This is a genomic window from Streptomyces sp. FXJ1.172 (assembly GCF_001636945.3).
Lineage (GTDB): Bacteria > Actinomycetota > Actinomycetes > Streptomycetales > Streptomycetaceae > Streptomyces.
The window spans coordinates 8,322,906-8,340,182 of the sequence record NZ_CP119133.2 but is presented as its reverse complement, the minus strand read 5'-3'; the positions used below and the strand labels follow the sequence as shown (position 1 = coordinate 8,340,182).

The 17,277-nt window shown below is 71.4% G+C and carries 13 protein-coding genes; 8 read left to right on the top strand and 5 right to left on the bottom strand.

Translation table 11 applies throughout. The annotated features are described in order from the left end of the window. Positions 1-140: 140 nt before the first annotated feature. From A6P39_RS37650 to A6P39_RS37640, 3 genes are read right to left on the bottom strand one after another with little or no spacing between them, the layout of a single operon-like run. A complete protein-coding gene (locus tag A6P39_RS37650; protein WP_067054581.1) occupies positions 141-986 on the bottom strand; it encodes an ABC transporter permease in 846 nt (281 codons plus the stop codon). Then, positions 946-1,833 (bottom strand): ABC transporter ATP-binding protein, encoded by an 888-nt coding sequence (locus A6P39_RS37645; RefSeq protein ID WP_443053020.1) that lies wholly within the window; start codon positions 1,831-1,833, stop codon positions 946-948. Before A6P39_RS37645 ends, A6P39_RS37650 begins: the two co-directional genes overlap by 41 nt. A gap of 35 nt (positions 1,834-1,868) precedes the next feature. Beyond that, the gene (locus tag A6P39_RS37640; RefSeq protein WP_067054583.1) at positions 1,869-2,324 is read right to left on the bottom strand and encodes a MarR family winged helix-turn-helix transcriptional regulator; all 456 of its coding nucleotides are present in this window, start codon (positions 2,322-2,324) and stop codon (positions 1,869-1,871) included. 119 nt (positions 2,325-2,443) lie between these two features. On the opposite strand from A6P39_RS37640, the gene A6P39_RS37635 reads away from it, so the two are divergent. Continuing rightward, the gene (locus A6P39_RS37635) at positions 2,444-3,253 is read left to right on the top strand and encodes a VOC family protein (protein ID WP_275883942.1); all 810 of its coding nucleotides are present in this window, start codon (positions 2,444-2,446) and stop codon (positions 3,251-3,253) included. Here the strand turns inward: A6P39_RS37635 and glgX are convergent. Next, complete coding sequence (glgX, locus tag A6P39_RS37630) at positions 3,250-5,361, bottom strand: glycogen debranching protein GlgX (RefSeq protein WP_067055774.1); 2,112 nt, start codon at positions 5,359-5,361, stop codon at positions 3,250-3,252. The two genes, A6P39_RS37635 and glgX, sit on opposite strands and share 4 nt — an antisense overlap. A 29-nt stretch (positions 5,362-5,390) precedes the next feature. Continuing rightward, complete coding sequence (locus tag A6P39_RS37625; RefSeq protein WP_067055768.1) at positions 5,391-5,903, bottom strand: pep a2; 513 nt, start codon at positions 5,901-5,903, stop codon at positions 5,391-5,393. A gap of 304 nt (positions 5,904-6,207) precedes the next feature. On the opposite strand from A6P39_RS37625, the gene A6P39_RS37620 reads away from it, so the two are divergent. The 7 genes from A6P39_RS37620 to A6P39_RS37590 all read left to right on the top strand — a co-directional run bounded on the left by A6P39_RS37620 (position 6,208) and on the right by A6P39_RS37590 (position 17,220). Continuing rightward, positions 6,208-6,507 (top strand): DUF5133 domain-containing protein, encoded by a 300-nt coding sequence (locus tag A6P39_RS37620; protein ID WP_067055765.1) that lies wholly within the window; start codon positions 6,208-6,210, stop codon positions 6,505-6,507. Between the two features lie 107 nt (positions 6,508-6,614). Then, positions 6,615-8,606, top strand: a complete 1,992-nt coding sequence (locus A6P39_RS37615; protein ID WP_275883941.1) for an alpha-1,4-glucan--maltose-1-phosphate maltosyltransferase — start codon at positions 6,615-6,617, stop codon at positions 8,604-8,606. Next, positions 8,603-10,318, top strand: a complete 1,716-nt coding sequence (gene treS, locus A6P39_RS37610) for a maltose alpha-D-glucosyltransferase (RefSeq protein ID WP_067042150.1) — start codon at positions 8,603-8,605, stop codon at positions 10,316-10,318. The genes A6P39_RS37615 and treS overlap by 4 nt, the downstream gene beginning before the upstream one ends. A 28-nt stretch (positions 10,319-10,346) precedes the next feature. After that, positions 10,347-11,711: a maltokinase N-terminal cap-like domain-containing protein gene (locus A6P39_RS37605; protein WP_067042152.1), complete on the top strand. Its 1,365-nt coding sequence runs from the start codon at positions 10,347-10,349 to the stop codon at positions 11,709-11,711. 4 nt (positions 11,712-11,715) lie between these two features. Continuing rightward, positions 11,716-13,968 (top strand): 1,4-alpha-glucan branching enzyme, encoded by a 2,253-nt coding sequence (gene glgB / locus A6P39_RS37600; protein WP_067042154.1) that lies wholly within the window; start codon positions 11,716-11,718, stop codon positions 13,966-13,968. 91 nt (positions 13,969-14,059) lie between these two features. Then, positions 14,060-15,148 carry a glutamate--cysteine ligase gene (locus tag A6P39_RS37595; protein ID WP_067042157.1) on the top strand — a complete coding sequence of 363 codons (1,089 nt, stop codon included), beginning with the start codon at positions 14,060-14,062 and terminating at the stop codon, positions 15,146-15,148. A gap of 173 nt (positions 15,149-15,321) precedes the next feature. Beyond that, positions 15,322-17,220: an AMP-dependent synthetase/ligase gene (locus A6P39_RS37590; RefSeq protein ID WP_067042160.1), complete on the top strand. Its 1,899-nt coding sequence runs from the start codon at positions 15,322-15,324 to the stop codon at positions 17,218-17,220. Positions 17,221-17,277 lie beyond the last annotated feature (57 nt).

Sequence of the window (17,277 nt, the reverse complement as noted above, 5' to 3'; positions counted from 1 at the left end):
ACTGTCAAATGAGCAGAATGCGCTGTGGCCAGCCGGTTCGCCCGCTTTGATCGCTGATCAAGCGCTGCCCAGGAAGAATCCCTTCACGGCCGCTTCCGGCAAGGTACGCGCGCGTGCCGCACATCACGTCCGCGGCAAGATCACCGGGCCAGCCGGCCGAGCAACGACGAGGCCGCGGTGACGCCGAGCCCGGCGGCGACCGCCAGCACCGCGAAATCGAAGGCCAGATGCGACGGCGTGCCGAGCAGCAGCCCGCGCAGGGCGTCGACTTGATAGCTCAGCGGGTTGACCTTGCTGACGGCCCGGAGCCAGCCCGGCATCACCGAAACGGGGTAGAGGGCGTTGGAGCCGAAGAACAGCGGCATGGTGATCGCCTGGCCGATGCCCATCAGCCGGTCGCGGCTGATCACGATGCCCGCGATGGTCATCGACAGGCACGAGAAGAAGGCGGAGGCGAGGACGACGGCCGCGGCGACGCCGAGCAGTCTGAGCGGGTTCCAGGTCAGCGCCACGCCGAGGACGGCCGCGATGACGATGACGACGACGGCCTGGATCAGCGACTTCACGCCGGCCGCGAACGCCTTGCCGGTGATCAGCGCCGAGCGGGGCGTCGGGGTGACGAGGAGTTTGTTCAGGATGCCGGCGTCGCGCTCCCAGATGATCTGGATGCCGTAGAAGATCGCGATGAACATCGCCGACTGGGCGATGATGCCGGGCGCCATGAAGTCGATGTACGGGATGCCGCCCGTCGGTATCGCCCGTATGCGGGTGAAGGTCTGGCCGAATATCAGCAGCCACAGGGCGGGCTGGACGGCGCGCGTGTACAGCTCCGTGCGGTCGTGGCGCAGCTTTTGCAGCTCGACCGCGCACATGGCGACGACCCTGGCGGGCAGCACCCGCCAGCCCGCGCGGGGCACGGGCGGGGTGAGCAGGAGATCCGTGCGGTCAGCCGACTCGGTGCGCGGTGCGGCGGGTGCTGCGGACATCGCGGAATCCTCCTTGGGACGTGTCCTCGAGGCCGCTGCCGGCGACGTCGCGGAAGACGTCCTCCAGCGTGGGCAGGGTGCCGGTGCCCTGGCGTTCGGCCAGGCCCCGGCGCAGCTCGGCCGGGGTGCCGAGCGCACGGATCCGGCCGCGGTGCATCAGGCCCACCCGGTCGCAGTACTGGTCGGCCTCGTCCATGTAGTGGGTGGTGACGAGGACGGTCATGCCGGTCGCGGCGCGTACGGCGTTGATGTGCTCCCAGACGCCGGTGCGGGCGATCGGGTCCAGGCCGATCGTCGGCTCGTCGAGGATCAGCAGGCGTGGCGCGCTGACCAGGGCCTGGGCGAGTTCGAGCCGGCGGACCATGCCCCCGGAGTAGGTGCCGGCGAGCCGGTCGGCGGCGTCGGCGAGGCCGACGGCGGTGAGGGCCTGGGCGACGCGGGCGGCGCGCTCGCGGCGGGAGACGTCGAAGACGCGGGCGAACAGGGCGACGTTCTCCCGGCCGGTGAGCCCGCTGTCGGCGGACAACTGCTGCGGGACGTAGCCGAGGAGCCGGCGCACCGCCATGCGCTCCCTCGCGGTGTCATGGCCGAAGACGCGGACCATGCCGGCGGGGACGGGCAGGAGGGTGGTGATGCAGCGGATGGCGGTGGTCTTGCCCGCGCCGTTGGGGCCGAGCAGTCCGAAGACCTCGCCCGCGCACACGGCCAGGTCGAGCCCGTCGACGGCTTTGGTGTCGCCGAACGCGTAGGCGAGACCGCTGCAGGCGACGGCCTCGGTGACTCCCTCGGCGACGCCTTCTTCGGCTGGGCCGCCGGGCGGGCCGGCGGTGTCGCTGTCACTCGTCATGGCGCCTGGACCTCCGTCGTGATCCTCGGCCTGGGTCATGGTTCCTCGGCCTCCTCGTGCAGGGTGGCGGCCAGCTTGCGCAGCGCGGGCAGCGCCGCGCGGAGGGCTTCCCGGTCGGCCTCGTCGAGCCGGGAGACATGCCGGCCGACCAGCTCGGCCCGGCGGCGCTGCCAGTCGGCGAGCCTTTTCTCGGCGGCCCCGGTCAGCAGCAGGCGCGCGGCCCGCCGGTCGGCCGGGTCGGTCTCCCGGAGCAGGTATCCGCCCTTGACCAGCTGATTGACCAGGGTCGACACGGAGTTGCCCGCCAGGTGCAGCGCCTTGGCCGCGTCCGAGATGCCGATGCCGGGCCGGGACTCGACCAGCCGCAGCAGCTCCACCTCGCCGCCGCGCAGCCGCGGCAGGGTGAGTCCGCCGCGCAGGCGCCGCCGGATCAGCCGCTGTATCCGCACCAGCGTGTCGGCCAGCTCCTCCGGGAGGGCCTCGTGTTCCACATTCCAAGATTACCTCTGCTAAAGAGATATTTCCCCAAAGGTGAGGTCAAAGAGCGCGAACCGGCCCGCGCAGTGGACACTGGTGCCAGACCGGCCCCTAGAGGCAGGACCCGACCGCCATGAACCATGACACCCCCGCCGGCGGTGGACCACGTCGAGGCGACGTCGTGTCCACGCACTCCGTCTTCGGCGCCCCGTGCTGGGTGAGCCTGACCAGCCGCGACCTCGGGACCACCCAGGAGTTCTACACGGCCGTCCTCGGCTGGCGCTGGCGCGGCGTCAAACTCGGCGAGCACTTCCGCGTAGCGCTGGCGGACGGGGTGCCGGTGGCGGGGATCGCCGCCGTCGCCGCCATGTGGCAGATGGCGGTCGCCTGGACGCCGTACTTCGCCGTGCCCGACGCCGACGTGGCGGTGTCCCGGGCGCGCGAGCGCGGCGGTACGGCGGCCGTCGGCCCGCTGTCCTTCCCGCCGGGCCGGGCCGCGCTGCTCGCCGACCGGGACGGGGCGACCTTCGGGATCTGGCAGGGGGAACTGGTCGGCAACTGGGAGGCGTGGCGGCGGGCGTCGCCGACGTTCATCCGGCTGCACACGCGCGACGCCTTCGACGCCGCGATGTTCTACGGCGAGATCCTCGACTGGGCGACCGGGCGGCCGGGCTGCTGCCAGGTGGAGTACGAGGGCGGCGAGGTGGTGCTGCGCAGCCAGGGCGACATCGTGGCCCGGATCGACTCGGGCGCGGTGGAGTCGGCGCCGGATCCCTCCGTACGGCCGCACTGGCAGATCCACTTCGCCGTCGCGGACGTCCTGGACTGCGCCCGCGCGGCCGAGAAGCACGGCGGCAGTGTGCTGAGCGAGGCGGAGGACGAGGCGATCCTGCGGGATCCGGACGGGGCGCAGTTCACGGTGACCTCACGCCGGGGGCGTTAGCGAACCGCGTTCCGGCGCAGCAGGATCAGGCTGCGTGCTTCCACGCGGACCCTCGTGCCGGCCTTGTGTTCGCGTTCGTCCGGGATGCCGTCCGGGTCGGCGGTGTCGATGAGGGTCGTCCAGCGTTCGGCGAAGACGGTTCCGGGCAGGCGGAAGTCGACCGGTTCCCAGTAGCCGTTGACGAGCAGCAGGAAGGAGTCGTCGGTCATCCGGCGCCCATAGGAGTCGCGTTCGGCGATGGCGTCGCCGTTGAGGAACACCGCGACCGAGTGCGCGTCGCCGCGCTGCCAGTCCCGGGCGGTCATCTCGCGGGCGTCGGGTCTGAGCCACATCAGGTCGGGCAGCGGCTGTGCGGCGTTGGTAGCGGTCTCGCCGCGGAAGAAGCGGCGCCGGCGCAGCACCGGATGGGCGGCGCGCAGGGCGATGAGGTGCCGGGTGAATTCCGTCAACGACCGCTGTTCCGCGGTGAGTTCCCAGTCTATCCAGGAGATCGCGTTGTCCTGGCAGTAGGCGTTGTTGTTGCCCCGCTGGGTGCGGCCGAGTTCGTCGCCGTGGCACAGCATCGGGATGCCCTGTGACAGCAGCAGCGTCGCCAGCAGGTTGCGCTGCTGGCGGGCGCGCAGCTCGAGGACGGCCGGGTCCTTCGTCACGCCCTCCGCGCCGCAGTTCCAGGACCGGTTGTGGCTCTCGCCGTCCCGGTTGTCCTCGCCGTTGGCCTCGTTGTGCTTGTCGTTGTACGACACGAGGTCGCGCAGGGTGAAGCCGTCGTGCGCGGTGACGAAGTTGACGCTGGCGCGCGGCCGGCGTCGGCTGTGCTGGTACAGGTCGGAGGAGCCGGTCAGCCGGGAGGCGAACTCGCCGAGCGAGCCGGGCTCGGCCCGCCAGAAGTCCCGTACGGCGTCGCGGTACTTGCCGTTCCACTCCGACCACAGCGGCGGGAAGTTGCCCACCTGGTAGCCGCCCTCGCCCACGTCCCAGGGCTCGGCGATGAGCTTGACGCGGCTGATCACCGGGTCCTGCTGGATGAGGTCGAAGAAGGCCGAGAGCCGGTCCACCTCGTGGAACTGCCGGGCCAGGGTGGCCGCGAGGTCGAAGCGGAAGCCGTCGACGTGCATCTCGGTGACCCAGTACCGCAGCGAGTCCATGATGAGCTGGAGCACGTAGGGGTGCCGCATCAGCAGGCTGTTGCCGGTGCCGGTGGTGTCGTAGTAGTGCGCCCAGTCGCCGTCCACCAGCCGGTAGTAGGAGGCGTTGTCGATGCCCCGGAAGGACAGGGTCGGGCCCCGCTCGTTGCCTTCGGCGGTGTGGTTGTAGACGACGTCCAGGATCACTTCGAGGCCGGCCGCGTGCAGCGCCTTCACCATGGCCTTGAACTCGTTGACCTGCTGGCCGCGGCTGCCGAAGGCGGCGTAGGCGTTGTGCGGGGCGAAGAAGCCGATGGTGTTGTAGCCCCAGTAGTTGACGAGGCCCCGGTCCTGCAGCACGCCGTCCTGCACGAACTGGTGCACCGGCATCAGCTCCACCGCGGTCACCCCGAGCGAGGTCAGGTGCTCGAGGACGGCGGGGTGCGCAAGGCCGGCGTAGGTGCCGCGCAGGCGCTCGGGGACGTCCGGGTGGGTGCGGGTCAGGCCGCGTACGTGGGCCTCGTAGATCACCGAGTCCGCGTACGGCGTGCGGGGCGGGCGGTCGTCGCCCCAGTCGAAGTACGGGTCGGTGACCACGCCCAGCATCGAGTGCCCGGCGCTGTCGGCGGGGGCCGGTCCCTCCGGGGCGCGCTCGTACAGCGAGGCGTGGTTGTCGATCTGGCCGTCCACGGCCCGGGCGTACGGGTCGAGCAGCAGCTTCGCCGGGTTGCACCGGTGGCCCACGGACGGCTGCCAGGGGCCGTGCACCCGGTAGCCGTAGCGCCGGCCCGGGGCGATGCCGGGCAGGTAGGCGTGCCAGACGAACCCGTCGACCTCGTGCAGCCGGACGGGGGTCTCGGTGCCCGCGTCGTCGAGCAGGATCAGGTCGACCCGCTCGGCGACCTCGCTGAACAGCGCGAAGTTGGTGCCCTGTCCGTCGAACGAGGCACCCAATGGGTAGGGCTGCCCGCTCCACACGGGCAGCCCGTTCCGGGACCGGGAGGTGCGAGCCCTCACCGGCTGGCCTCCAGGATGTCGTCCGGCGCACCGGCCGGAGGGGCCAGCACCACCACCGGGATCTCGCGCGGCACCTGCAGGCCCTGCCGCAGGGTGGGCGCGGGGGCGGTGGGCACCAGCGGGACGCGTTCGCCGGCGCGGGCGCGCTGCGAGAACCAGATGATCTTGCTGCCGCTGTCCGAGGTGCAGCAGCCCCAGCCGTCGCTCATGGCGGCGATGTCCGCGAGGCAGGAGCGCAGGTCCTGGTCGGGGCGCAGATCGGGGTCGTCGTCACCGAAGGCGGTGATGAGGTGCTGTCCGTTCCACCACATCTCGATCGACGTGTGCTTGTCCGAGGCGTGCTGGTGGATCGCCCGCAGCAGCAGTTCGGTACCGCGGCAGACGGGCTCGGCTAGGCTGTCGAGGTCCCAGTAACGCAGGTGGGCGGCCAGGATGCGGCTGACCTGTCCCACCCGTTCCGGGCTGACTTCCACGTCGAGGTGGTAGTAGCAGGGCACTGCGGTCTTCATCGTCGCTTACTCCTCACCGGCGAAGCTCGTGCTCCCCTCGCCCGTCCGGGAGGGATCCCAGACACACAGCGTGAGAGCTGATCGCTCCTGAGTCACCTCCACGGTGCGGTCACTACGCCATTCGTGCAACACGAGCACCCGACACACCAACCGTGGTTGAAGCTCCAACAAGACGCTGCGTCGTCGTGCGTGCACCATAAGTGAAAGCCTCGATCGCCGTAACGGTGCCGTGCCCTTCCGCGCGCGGACACCACCCGACCGTCGGGAACGCGCCCAGTCGAGAGCGTGAAAGGTGAAGAGGGCGATGCTGCTACCCGCCAAGGCCGAAGTGGCCAGGCAGTTGCGGCGTTACCGGGCGTGGGAGCGCGTGATGCTCGCCTCGCCCCACGACCGCACGGTCCGGGCCACCTTCGAGGACTCGGGTTACACGCTGTGTGTGCTGATGGGCAAACGCTGCGCCCGCGAGGCGGCGGAGGCGGCCGAGCGCTATCTGCGCACCAACCTGGTCACCTACCTGCGCGAGCAGGACGGCCGGCCGCGAGGGCGCCGGTCGGCGAGAAGAGCGCCGCCACCGGAGCGGCGTTCCACGGCGCCAAGCCCCTGAGCTGGCACCGTACAAGGCGTTCCCCTCGGGACCGGCGTGAGCCGGTCCCTCTCGGATCGCGAAGCCGGGCCAGGTGCCCGGCTTCGCGCACGGCGGAGGTGAGATACATGCGCAGGACCCCGGCCATCGGCCGTGTACCCGTACGTGACGTCCGGCCGGCCGTGGAGTGCGGCAGGCGCCCCGCGAAGGCGGTGGCCGGGGAGACCTTCCAGGTCACGGCCACCGTCTTCCGCGAAGGGCACGACGCCGTGGGCGCCAATGTGGTCCTGCGCGATCCGAAGGGCCGCCGCGGCCCGTGGACGCCGATGCGGGAGCTGTCCCCCGGCAGCGACCGCTGGGGCGCGGAGATCACCCCGGACACGACCGGCCGCTGGACCTACCGCGTGGAGGCCTGGTCCGACCCGCTGGCCACCTGGCGGCACGCGGCCGCGGTGAAGGTGCCGGCCGGGATCGACGTCGGGCTGGTGCTGGAGGAGGGCGCCGAGCTGTACGAGCGGGCGGCCGCCGGAGTGCCGAAGGGACCGGAGCGAAGCGCCGTCCTCGCCGCGGCACGGGCCCTCGGTGACGACTCCCGGCCGGTGCAGGAGCGCCTGCAGGCGGCCCTGGCCCCGGAGGTGCGGGCGCTGCTGGTCCGTCATCCGCTGCGGGAGCTGGTGACCGCTTCCGATGCGATGCCGTTGCTGGTGGAGCGGGAGCGGGCGCTGTTCGGTTCCTGGTACGAGTTCTTCCCGCGTTCGGAGGGCACTCTCGCGCGGCCGCACGGCACGTTCCGTACGGCCGCGCGCCGGCTGAAGCCGATCGCGGACATGGGCTTCGACGTCGTCTACCTCCCCCCGGTGCATCCCATCGGCACGACCTTCCGCAAGGGCCCGAACAACACTCTCACCGCCGGTGTGGACGACGTGGGTGTGCCGTGGGCGATCGGTTCGCCGGAGGGCGGGCACGACGCGGTCCATCCCGCCCTGGGCACGCTGGAGGACTTCGACCGTTTCGTGGGCCGGGCGCGGGAGTTGGGCCTGGAGGTGGCCCTGGACTTCGCGTTGCAGTGCTCCCCGGACCATCCGTGGGTGGAGAAGCATCCGGAGTGGTTCCACCACCGGCCCGACGGCACGATCGCGTACGCCGAGAACCCGCCGAAGAAGTACCAGGACATCTACCCCATCGCGTTCGACGCGGACATGGACGGGCTGGTCGCGGAGACGGTGCGGATCCTGCGGCACTGGATGGGCCACGGGGTGCGGATCTTCCGGGTCGACAACCCGCACACCAAACCGGTGGTGTTCTGGGAGCGGGTCATCGCCGAGATCAACGGCAGGGACCCGGACGTGATCTTCCTGGCGGAGGCGTTCACCCGTCCGGCGATGCTGCACACCCTCGCCCAGATCGGCTTCCAGCAGTCGTACACGTACTTCACCTGGCGCAACAGCAAGCAGGAACTGACCGAGTACCTGGGCGAGTTGACGGGTGAGGCGGCGGCCTACATGCGGCCGAACCTGTTCGTGAACACCCCGGACATCCTGCACGCCTACCTCCAGCACGGCGGGCGGCCCGCGTTCGAGGTGCGGGCCGTGCTCGCCGCGACCCTCTCCCCCACCTGGGGCATCTACAGCGGCTACGAGCTGTGCGAGAACACCCCGCTGCGCGAGGGCGGCGAGGAGTACCTCGACTCCGAGAAGTACCAGCTCAAGGCCCGCGACTGGGCGGCCGCCGAACGCGAGGGCCGCAGCATCGCCCCCCTGATCACCCGGCTCAACACCATCCGCCGCCGGCACCCCGCGCTACAGCGCCTGCGCAACCTCCGTTTCCATCGGACCGACAACGACGCCGTGCTCGCCTACAGCAAGAGCACGGGGCCGGACACGGTCCTCGTGGTCGTCAACCTCGACCCGCATCACACCCAGGAGGCCACGGTCTCGTTGGACATGCCGCAACTCGGCCTGGACTGGAACGCCGCCCTGTCCGTGCACGACGAACTGACGGGCGAGACGTACCGCTGGGGCAGGACCAACTACGTGCGTCTGACGCCCGGCAGCACGCCGGCGCACGTGCTCCACGTCGGGCGGCCGACGCCCCAGAACGGAGGGCCCGCAGCCTCATGACCGTCAACGAACCCGTCCTGGACACTTTTGAGGACACACCTGCCAAGGACCGGGACCCGGAGTGGTTCAAACGCGCCGTCTTCTACGAGGTCCTGGTCCGCTCCTTCCAGGACAGCAACGGCGACGGAATCGGCGACCTGAAGGGTCTGACCGCCAAGCTGGACTACCTGCAGTGGCTCGGCGTGGACTGCCTGTGGCTGCCGCCGTTCTTCAAATCGCCCTTGAAGGACGGCGGTTACGACGTCTCGGACTACACCGCCGTGCTCCCCGAGTTCGGCGACCTCGCCGACTTCGTGGAGTTCGCGGACGCCGCCCACCAGCGCGGCATGCGCGTGATCATCGACTTCGTCATGAACCACACCAGCGACCAGCACCCGTGGTTCCAGGAGTCCCGCAAGAACCCCGACGGCCCGTACGGGGACTATTACATGTGGGCCGACGACGACAAACAGTACGAGGACGCGCGGATCATCTTCGTCGACACCGAGGCCTCCAACTGGACCTTCGATCCGGTGCGCGGCCAGTACTACTTCCACCGGTTCTTCTCGCACCAGCCGGACCTGAACTACGAGAACCCGGCGGTGCAGGAAGAGGTGCTGGCGGCCCTGAAGTTCTGGCTGGACCTCGGCATCGACGGGTTCCGGCTCGACGCGGTCCCCTATCTCTACGCGGAAGAGGGCACCAACTGCGAGAACCTCCCGGCGACCCACGAGTTCCTCAAGCGGGTGCGCAAGGAGATCGACGCCATGTACCCGGACACCGTGCTGCTGGCCGAGGCCAACCAGTGGCCGGAGGACGTGGTCGACTACTTCGGGGACTACGCCTCCGGCGGCGACGAGTGCCACATGGCCTTCCACTTCCCCGTCATGCCGCGCATCTTCATGGCGGTGCGCCGCGAGTCCCGCTACCCCGTCTCCGAGATCCTCGCCAAGACCCCGGCGATCCCCTCGAACTGCCAGTGGGGCATCTTCCTGCGCAACCACGACGAGCTGACCCTCGAGATGGTCACCGACGAGGAGCGCGACTACATGTGGGCCGAGTACGCCAAGGACCCGCGGATGCGCGCCAACATCGGCATCAGGCGCCGCCTCGCCCCCCTCCTCGACAACGACCGCAACCAGATCGAGCTGTTCACCGCCCTGCTGCTGTCCCTGCCAGGCTCGCCGATCCTGTACTACGGCGACGAGATCGGCATGGGGGACAACATCTGGCTCGGCGACCGCGACGCCGTACGCACCCCCATGCAGTGGACCCCCGACCGCAACGCCGGCTTCTCGAAGTCCGATCCGGGACGCCTGTACCTGCCGACGATCATGGATCCCGTCTACGGCTACCAGGTCACCAACGTGGAAGCCGCGATGTCCTCGCCCTCCTCGCTGCTGCACTGGACCCGCCGCATGATCGAGATCCGCAAGCAGAACCCTGCCTTCGGCCTCGGCTCGTTCACCGAGCTGCAGTCCTCCAATCCGGCGGTGCTCGCCTTCCTGCGGGAGTACGGCGACGACCTCGTGCTGTGCGTCAACAACTTCTCCCGCTTCGCCCAGCCGACCGAACTCGACCTGCGCACCTACGACGGCCGGCACCCGGTCGAGCTGATCGGCGGGGTGCGTTTTCCCGCCATCGGTGAGCTGCCGTATCTGTTGACCCTGCAAGGCCACGGCTTCTACTGGTTCCGGCTCACCCGAGTCGCATCCCGGATCGGCCGCCGCTGAACGCCCGGCGCCGAGGAAAGGACGCGTCATGCCGAAGACCATCACTGTCCGACCGAGAGCCGCGGCCGGCGTCGAGGGGCCGCTGGCCTCGCTGGCGGGGCTGCTGCGCGAGTGGCTGCCGAGGCAGCGCTGGTTCGCGGGCAAGGACCGGCCCGTCACGGATCTGTCGGTGCTGTCCGTGACCGAGCTGTTCCCGGGATGTCTGCATCTGCTGGTGCACGCCTCGCATGCGCCGGTGCCCACGCCCGGCGGCACTCCCCCGCCCGGCGACTGCTACCAGCTGCTGCTGGGCCTGCGCGAGCAGCCCGCCGCGCGGCTGGAGCGGGCGTTCATCGGACGCGCCGAGCAGGGTCCGCTGGCCGGGTTCGCGGTCTACGACGCGCTGCACGACCCGCGTTCGGCCCATCTGCTGCTCGAGCGGCTGCGGCACCCCGGTACGGCGGGTCCGCTGCGGTTCGAGACGGCCCCGGGCGCCGAGGTGCCCGGCGGGCTGCCGCCGCGCCTGCTGGACGCCGAGCAGTCCAACTCGTCGATCGTGTACGGCGACGCGTTCATCCTGAAGGTCTTCCGCCGGATCCAGCCGGGCGTCAATCCGGATCTGGAGGTGTCGGCCGCGCTGGCCGCGCAGGGCTGCACCCGGGTGCCGGCGCCGGTGGCCTGGTTCGGTACGAGCGAGCCGCAGCCGGCCACCCTCGGCGTGCTCCAGCCGTTCCTGCCGGACGCGACCGACGGCTGGACGCTGGCGCTGCGCGCGCTCGCCGCGGGCGACGACTTCACCGCCGAGGCCTGGGAGCTGGGCCGGGCCACCGCCGAGGTGCATCTCGCGCTGGCCGAGGCGTTCGGCCCGGCCGGGCCGGGCGAGAACGGTCGTACGGCGCGGGCGATGGGCACGCGGCTGGAGGCGGCCGCGCACGCCGTACCGGGGCTGCGGCCCTTCGTGCCGGGCCTGCGGGCCGCGTTCGCGGCGCTCGCCACGTGCGACACCGGGCCGCCCGCCCAGCGCATCCACGGCGATCTGCACCTCGGCCAGGTGCTGCGGGCCGGCCGCGACTGGTTCGTCATCGACTTCGAGGGCGAGCCGTCGAGGCCGCTGGCCGAACGGCAGGCCCCGCACTCCCCGGTGCGGGACGTGGCGGGGATGCTGCGCTCCTTCGACTACGCGGCCCGGCAGCGCCGCCCCTGGCGACCCGAATGGGCGCGCCGCTGCCGGGAGGCGTTCTGCGCGGGCTATGCGGCCCGCGCCGGCTGGGATCCACGCAAGAAGCACGCGCTGCTGCGCGCGCACGAGACGGACAGGGCGGTCTACGAGGTGCTGTACGAGGCGAGACACCGGCCGGACTGGGTGCCGGTACCGATGGCGGCGATCAAGCGGCTCGCCGTGTGGGGAGGCTGACGTCATGGCCCTGCGCGACACCGCGCGTCCCGAGGCCGCCGGTCCCGCACCGGTCAAGGCCGACCCTGTCCCGGGCTCCGGCCGGGGGGACCCCCGGCCCGCTGTGCTCGACCCGGCCGAGCGCGGCCGGCTCCTCGGCGGCGCCCATCACGATCCGCATTCCCTGCTGGGCGCCCATCCGGTGCCGGGCGGCATCCTGTTCCGGGCGCTGCGCCCGAACGCCCGCGCGGTCAGCGTCGTCGCCGACGGCACGCGCAGCCCACTCGTGTCGGAGGGCGACGGTCTGTTCGCGGCCGTGCTGCCGCTGCCGGAGATCCCGGCGTCGTACACGCTGCTGGTGACGTACGACGACGGCGAGCAGGAGGTGCACGATCCGTACCGGTTCCTGCCCGCCGTCGGTGAGCTGGATCTGCATCTGGTCCGGGAGGGCCGGCACGAGCAGCTGTGGCAGGCGCTCGGCGCCGAGCCCATGACGCACCAGGGCGTGACCGGCACCCGCTTCACCGTCTGGGCGCCGAACGCCCAAGGGGTGCGGGTGGCCGGGGACTTCACGTACTGGGACGGCACGCAGTACCCGATGCGCTCGCTGGGCGCGTGCGGGGTGTGGGAGCTGTTCCTGCCCGGGATCGGCGAGGGCGCCCGCTACAAGTTCGAGATCACCTCCCGGCACGGCCACCGGTTCCTCAAGGCCGACCCGATGGCGCGGTGCACCGAGGTGCCGCCCGACACGGCGTCGGTCGTCACGGTGTCGCGCTACGAATGGGGCGACGCGCAGTGGATGGCGCACCGGGGCGGCACACCGGTGCACCAGGCGCCGTTCTCGGTGTACGAGGTCCATCTGCCCTCCTGGCGACCCGGTCTGACGTATCGTCAGCTAGCCGACGAACTGCCCGCCTATGTCAAGGAGTTGGGCTTCACCCACGTCGAGCTGATGCCGGTCGCCGGGCATCCGTTCAGCGGCTCCTGGGGCTACCAGGTCACCTCGTACTACGCGCCGACGCCGCGGCTCGGCTCCCCGGACGACTTCAAGCACCTGGTGGACGCGCTGCACCGGGCCGGGATCGGCGTGATCATGGACTGGGTGCCGGCGCACTTCCCGAAGGACGACTGGGCGCTGGCCCGGTTCGACGGGGAGCCGTTGTACGAGCCCGGGGACTGGCGGCGGGCCGAGCATCCGGACTGGGGGACGTACGAGTTCGACTTCGGGCGCACCGAGGTGCGCAACTTCCTCGTCGCCAACGCGGTGTACTGGTGCCAGGAGTTCCACATCGACGGGCTGCGCGTGGACGCCGTCGCCTCGATGCTCTACCTCGACTACTCGCGGGACTCCGGGCAGTGGGAGCCGAACGTCTTCGGCGGGCGGGAGGACCTGCACGCGGTCGCCTTCCTGCAGGAGATGAACGCCACGGTCTACCGGCGCTGCCCGGGCGTGGTGACCATCGCGGAGGAGTCCACCGCCTGGGACGGGGTGACCCGGCCGACCGACAGCGGCGGACTCGGATTCGGGCTGAAGTGGAACATGGGCTGGATGCACGACTCGCTGGAGTACGTGCAGAAGGAGCCGGTGCACCGCAAGTACCACCACAACGAGATGACGTTCTCGATGGTGTACGCGTACAGCGAGAACTACGTGCTGCCGATCTCGCACGACGAGGTCGTACACGGCAAGCAGGCGCTGGTGTCGAAGATGCCGGGCGACTGGTGGCAGCGCAGGGCCAACCACCGCGCCTACCTGGGCTTCATGTGGGCCCATCCGGGCAAACAGCTGTTGTTCATGGGGCAGGAGTTCGCCCAGGGGGCCGAGTGGTCCGAGCCGGACGGCCCCGAGTGGTGGCTGCTCGGCGACGACTACCACTCCGCCGGTGACCACCGGGGCGTCCGGGATCTCGTACGGGACCTGAACACCGTGTACCGGGCGACGCCGGCCCTGTGGCAGCGGGACAGCGATCCGGGCGGATTCCGGTGGGTGCTGTGTGACGCGGCGGACGACAACGTATTCGCGTTTCTCCGGTTCGACGCCGAGGGCTCCGCCCTGCTGGCGGTCTCGAACTTCTCCCCCGTGGTCCGCGGCGACTACCGCCTGTGGGTTCCGGATGCCTTCCCCGCCTGGCAGGAGACGCTGAACACGGACGACGCGCGCTACGGCGGCAGCGGGGTCGGCGCCGGGGTGCCCGGGGCGCCGCTCGGGCCGCAGGACGGCTGTCTCAGGCTCACGCTGCCGCCGCTCGCCACTGTCTGGTTGACGCCCGTGGGGTGACCGCGCAGGTGTCGGCGGACGCCGGAGGGGCAGTCAGGGTCGTACGGACTTTCGTCTGCCCCTCGAGGCCTGAACAGAAGGGCGGCCCCACGTGCGCACTGTCGGTGTGGAGGAGGAGCTCCTGCTGGTCGATCCGGACAGCGGTGAGCCGAAGGCACTGTCGGCCGCCGTCGTCACCCGGGCCGTCCACGACGACCCCGGGCAGGAGGTGTTCCAGACCGAGCTGTTCGGGCAGATGATCGAGCTGGCCACGCATCCGCACACGGGCATGGCGGAACTGGGCGCCGAGATCGTGCGCTCCCGCAAGGAGGCGGCCCGGCTCGCCGGCGAGGCCGGTGGCGCGGTCGCCGCGCTGGCCACCTGCCCGCTGCCGGTCACGGGCTCGCTCATCCAGCAGGAGCGCTACCGCTGGATGGCCGGGCAGTTCGGCATCGGCACCCAGGACCAGCTGGTCTGCGGCTGTCATGCACATGTTTCTGTGGCGTCCGACGAGGAGGGCGTCGCCGTCCTGGACCGGCTGCGGCCGTGGCTCCCGGTGCTCCGTGCGCTCAGCGCCAACTCTCCGTTCTGGCAGGGCCGGGACACCGGGTACGCCAGCTTCCGCAGCCGGTTGTGGGCACGCTGTCCCTCGGCGGGGCCGACCGAACTGTTCGGCTCGGCCGGGCGCTACCACGCGCAGGTGAGCGACATGCTGGCCAGCGGGGTCGTCCTCGACAAGGGAATGGTGTACTTCGACGCGCGGCTGTCCGCGAAGTACCCGACGGTGGAGATCCGGGTGGCGGACGTCTGCCTGCGCGCGGAGACCACGGTCCTCGTCGCCGCGCTCACCCGTGCCCTGGTGGAGACGGCCGCCCGCGACTGGCGGGCGGGCCGGCCGGCGGCCGGCCACAGCGTGAGCCTGCTGCGGCTGGCCGCCTGGCGCGCCGCCCGCTTCGGCCTGGACGGGGATCTGCTCGACCCCGCCACGATGCGGCCCCGGCCCGCGCCCGAGGTGGTGCGCGCGCTGCTGGAGCACACCCGGGAGGCGCTCGCCGACAGCGGCGACGCGGCCCTGGCCGAGGAGGCCCTGGCCGGGCTGCTGCGCCGGGGCACCGGCGCGCGCGAGCAGCTCGGGATGCTGGACCGCACCGGCAGCCTGGGGGCGGTCGTCGCCGAGTGCGTGCGGCACACCCAGGGCTGAGCACTCCGGGGCGGATCGGGACGTTGAGCGACAGGAAGAGACACGGCCGGGTCATCAGACGATCACGACTTCTCCGTTCCTCGCACCGAACGCGCTCGCCTCCGCTACATTCGAGCACCGCCGACCACAGAGCCGATCGGCGGTGTGACCCTCCGTACAACCAGGAGCAGTGCATGCGCGACGTCGCCCTCGCTCCCGCCGTTGCCCCGCCGCTCACCGGCGGCCTCGCCGACAGCCTCTTCGACACCGCGGAACGCAGCCCCGCCCTGCCGCTGCTCGCGTACCGCGTGGATCCTTCGGCCACCGTGTGGCAGCAGGTGACGGCGGTCGAACTGCGCGACGAGGTGGTCGACCTGGCCAAGGGGCTGGTGGCCGCCGGGATCTCGCCGGGCCACCGGGTGGCGGTGATGGCCCGCACCCGCTACGAGTGGACCGTCTTCACTCATGCGCTGTGGGCGGTGGGCGCGGAGGTGGTGCCGGTGCATCCGTCGTCCTCGCGCGACCAGGTCGAGTGGATCCTGCGGGACGCCGGGTGCGAGGCCGTGGTCGTCGAGGACGAGCAGGGCGTCATGACGGTCGGTACGGTGTGCGCCCGGCTGCCCCGGCTGCGCCATGTCTGGCAGCTGGACGCGGGCGCGCTGCCCGAACTCGTCGAGCGGGGCGCGTTCGTGCCGTACACCACGGTGGAGTCGCTGCGCCGGATCGTGCTGCCCGACGCCACCGCGGCCGTCGTCTACACCTCCGGCACCTCCGGCCGCCCCCAGGGCTGCGCGCTGAGCCACCGTTCTCTCGCCTACCCCTGCGACACCATGCTGGCCGGCTGGGCACACACCGCGGCGCCCCCGGGCGAGCAGCCGTCCGTGCTGGCGTACCTGCCGTTCTCCCATGTGTACGGCATCATGATCATGCTCATCTGTGTCCGCGGCGGAGTCCTGATGGCGCACGAGCCGGAGGCGTCCGAGGGGGCGCTGGCGTCGGCGCTCGCCACGTTCCGGCCGACGTATCTGTACGGCGTGCCGTCGGTGTTCGAGAAGCTGTACAAGAACTTCCTGCGCAGGGCCGGACAGGCGGGCCGGGGCGCCCTGTTCGAGCGGGCCGTGCAGACCGCGCGGGACTTCGCCCTGGCCGAGGAGCGCCGCCGGCTGGGGACCGGGCCGGGCCCCGGGCTCGAGCTGCGGCTGCAGCACGCCGTGTACGAACGGACGGTGTACCGCAGGCTGCGTGCGGCGCTCGGCGGCCGGGTGGTGCGGGGCACCTCCGGCGGCTCCTCGCTCAGCCGTGAACTGACCCTGTTCTACGAGGGCATCGGCATCGTCATCAACGACGGGTACGGCCTCACCGAGTGCTCCGGCGGGATCACCATGCAGCCGCTCGGCCGGGAGAAGTCCGGGACCGTGGGCCGGCCGCTGCCCGGCACGGACGTCCAGGTGGCCGATGACGGGGAGATCCTGGTGCGCGGGCCGTCGGTGTTCCAGGGCTATGTCGGCGACGAGGCGGCGACGCGGACCGTGCTGCGCGGCGGCTGGCTGGCCACCGGGGACATCGGCCGGCTGGACTCCGAGGGCTATCTGACGATCACCGGACGCAAGAAGGACATCATCGTCACGAGCGGGGGCAAGAGCGTTGCCCCGGCCCCCCTGGAGCAGCGGCTGCGCCTGCATCCGCTGATCCACCAGGCCGTCGTGCTCGGCGACGACCGGCCCTGCGTCGGCGCCCTGATCACCCTGGACCCGGAGTTCCTCGCGCACTGGCGGGCCGCCCTGGCCCTGCCGGGCGGCAGCCCCGGCCGGGAGAGCCGCGAGGAGAACGCGCTGCGGGAGGAGATCGCGCGGGCCGTGGCCTCCGCCAACAGCGCCGTCTCGCGCGCGGAGTCCATCCGGGTCCACCGGGTCCTGCCCGAGCCGTTCGCCGCGGTGGACGGCCTGCTGACGCCGTCGCTGAAGCTGCGCCGGGACGCGGTCGTGCGGCACTACGCCGCCGAGATCGAGGCGATGTACCAGGCGCGTTCCCGGGCCGGCCGGGGTGTGCAGGAGCCCGCGGACTGGGACGAGCCGGACGACGTCTTCCGCTGAGCGGACGGGCGCCCTCCGCTGAGCGGACACGGCCCGACCTGCGCCGACTCGTGTACG

Bases quoted from the DNA above. Each gene is read 5' to 3' on its own strand.
- A6P39_RS37650 (WP_067054581.1), bottom strand. From the start codon at position 986: ATGTCCGCAGCACCCGCCGCACCGCGCACCGAGTCGGCTGACCGCACG.
- A6P39_RS37645 (WP_443053020.1), bottom strand. From the start codon at position 1,833: ATGACGAGTGACAGCGACACCGCCGGCCCGCCCGGCGGCCCAGCCGAA.
- A6P39_RS37635 (WP_275883942.1), top strand. From the start codon at position 2,444: ATGAACCATGACACCCCCGCCGGCGGTGGACCACGTCGAGGCGACGTC.
- A6P39_RS37625 (WP_067055768.1), bottom strand. From the start codon at position 5,903: ATGAAGACCGCAGTGCCCTGCTACTACCACCTCGACGTGGAAGTCAGC.
- A6P39_RS37620 (WP_067055765.1), top strand. From the start codon at position 6,208: ATGCTGCTACCCGCCAAGGCCGAAGTGGCCAGGCAGTTGCGGCGTTAC.
- A6P39_RS37615 (WP_275883941.1), top strand. From the start codon at position 6,615: ATGCGCAGGACCCCGGCCATCGGCCGTGTACCCGTACGTGACGTCCGG.
- treS (WP_067042150.1), top strand. From the start codon at position 8,603: ATGACCGTCAACGAACCCGTCCTGGACACTTTTGAGGACACACCTGCC.
- A6P39_RS37605 (WP_067042152.1), top strand. From the start codon at position 10,347: ATGCCGAAGACCATCACTGTCCGACCGAGAGCCGCGGCCGGCGTCGAG.
- glgB (WP_067042154.1), top strand. From the start codon at position 11,716: ATGGCCCTGCGCGACACCGCGCGTCCCGAGGCCGCCGGTCCCGCACCG.
- A6P39_RS37590 (WP_067042160.1), top strand. From the start codon at position 15,322: ATGCGCGACGTCGCCCTCGCTCCCGCCGTTGCCCCGCCGCTCACCGGC.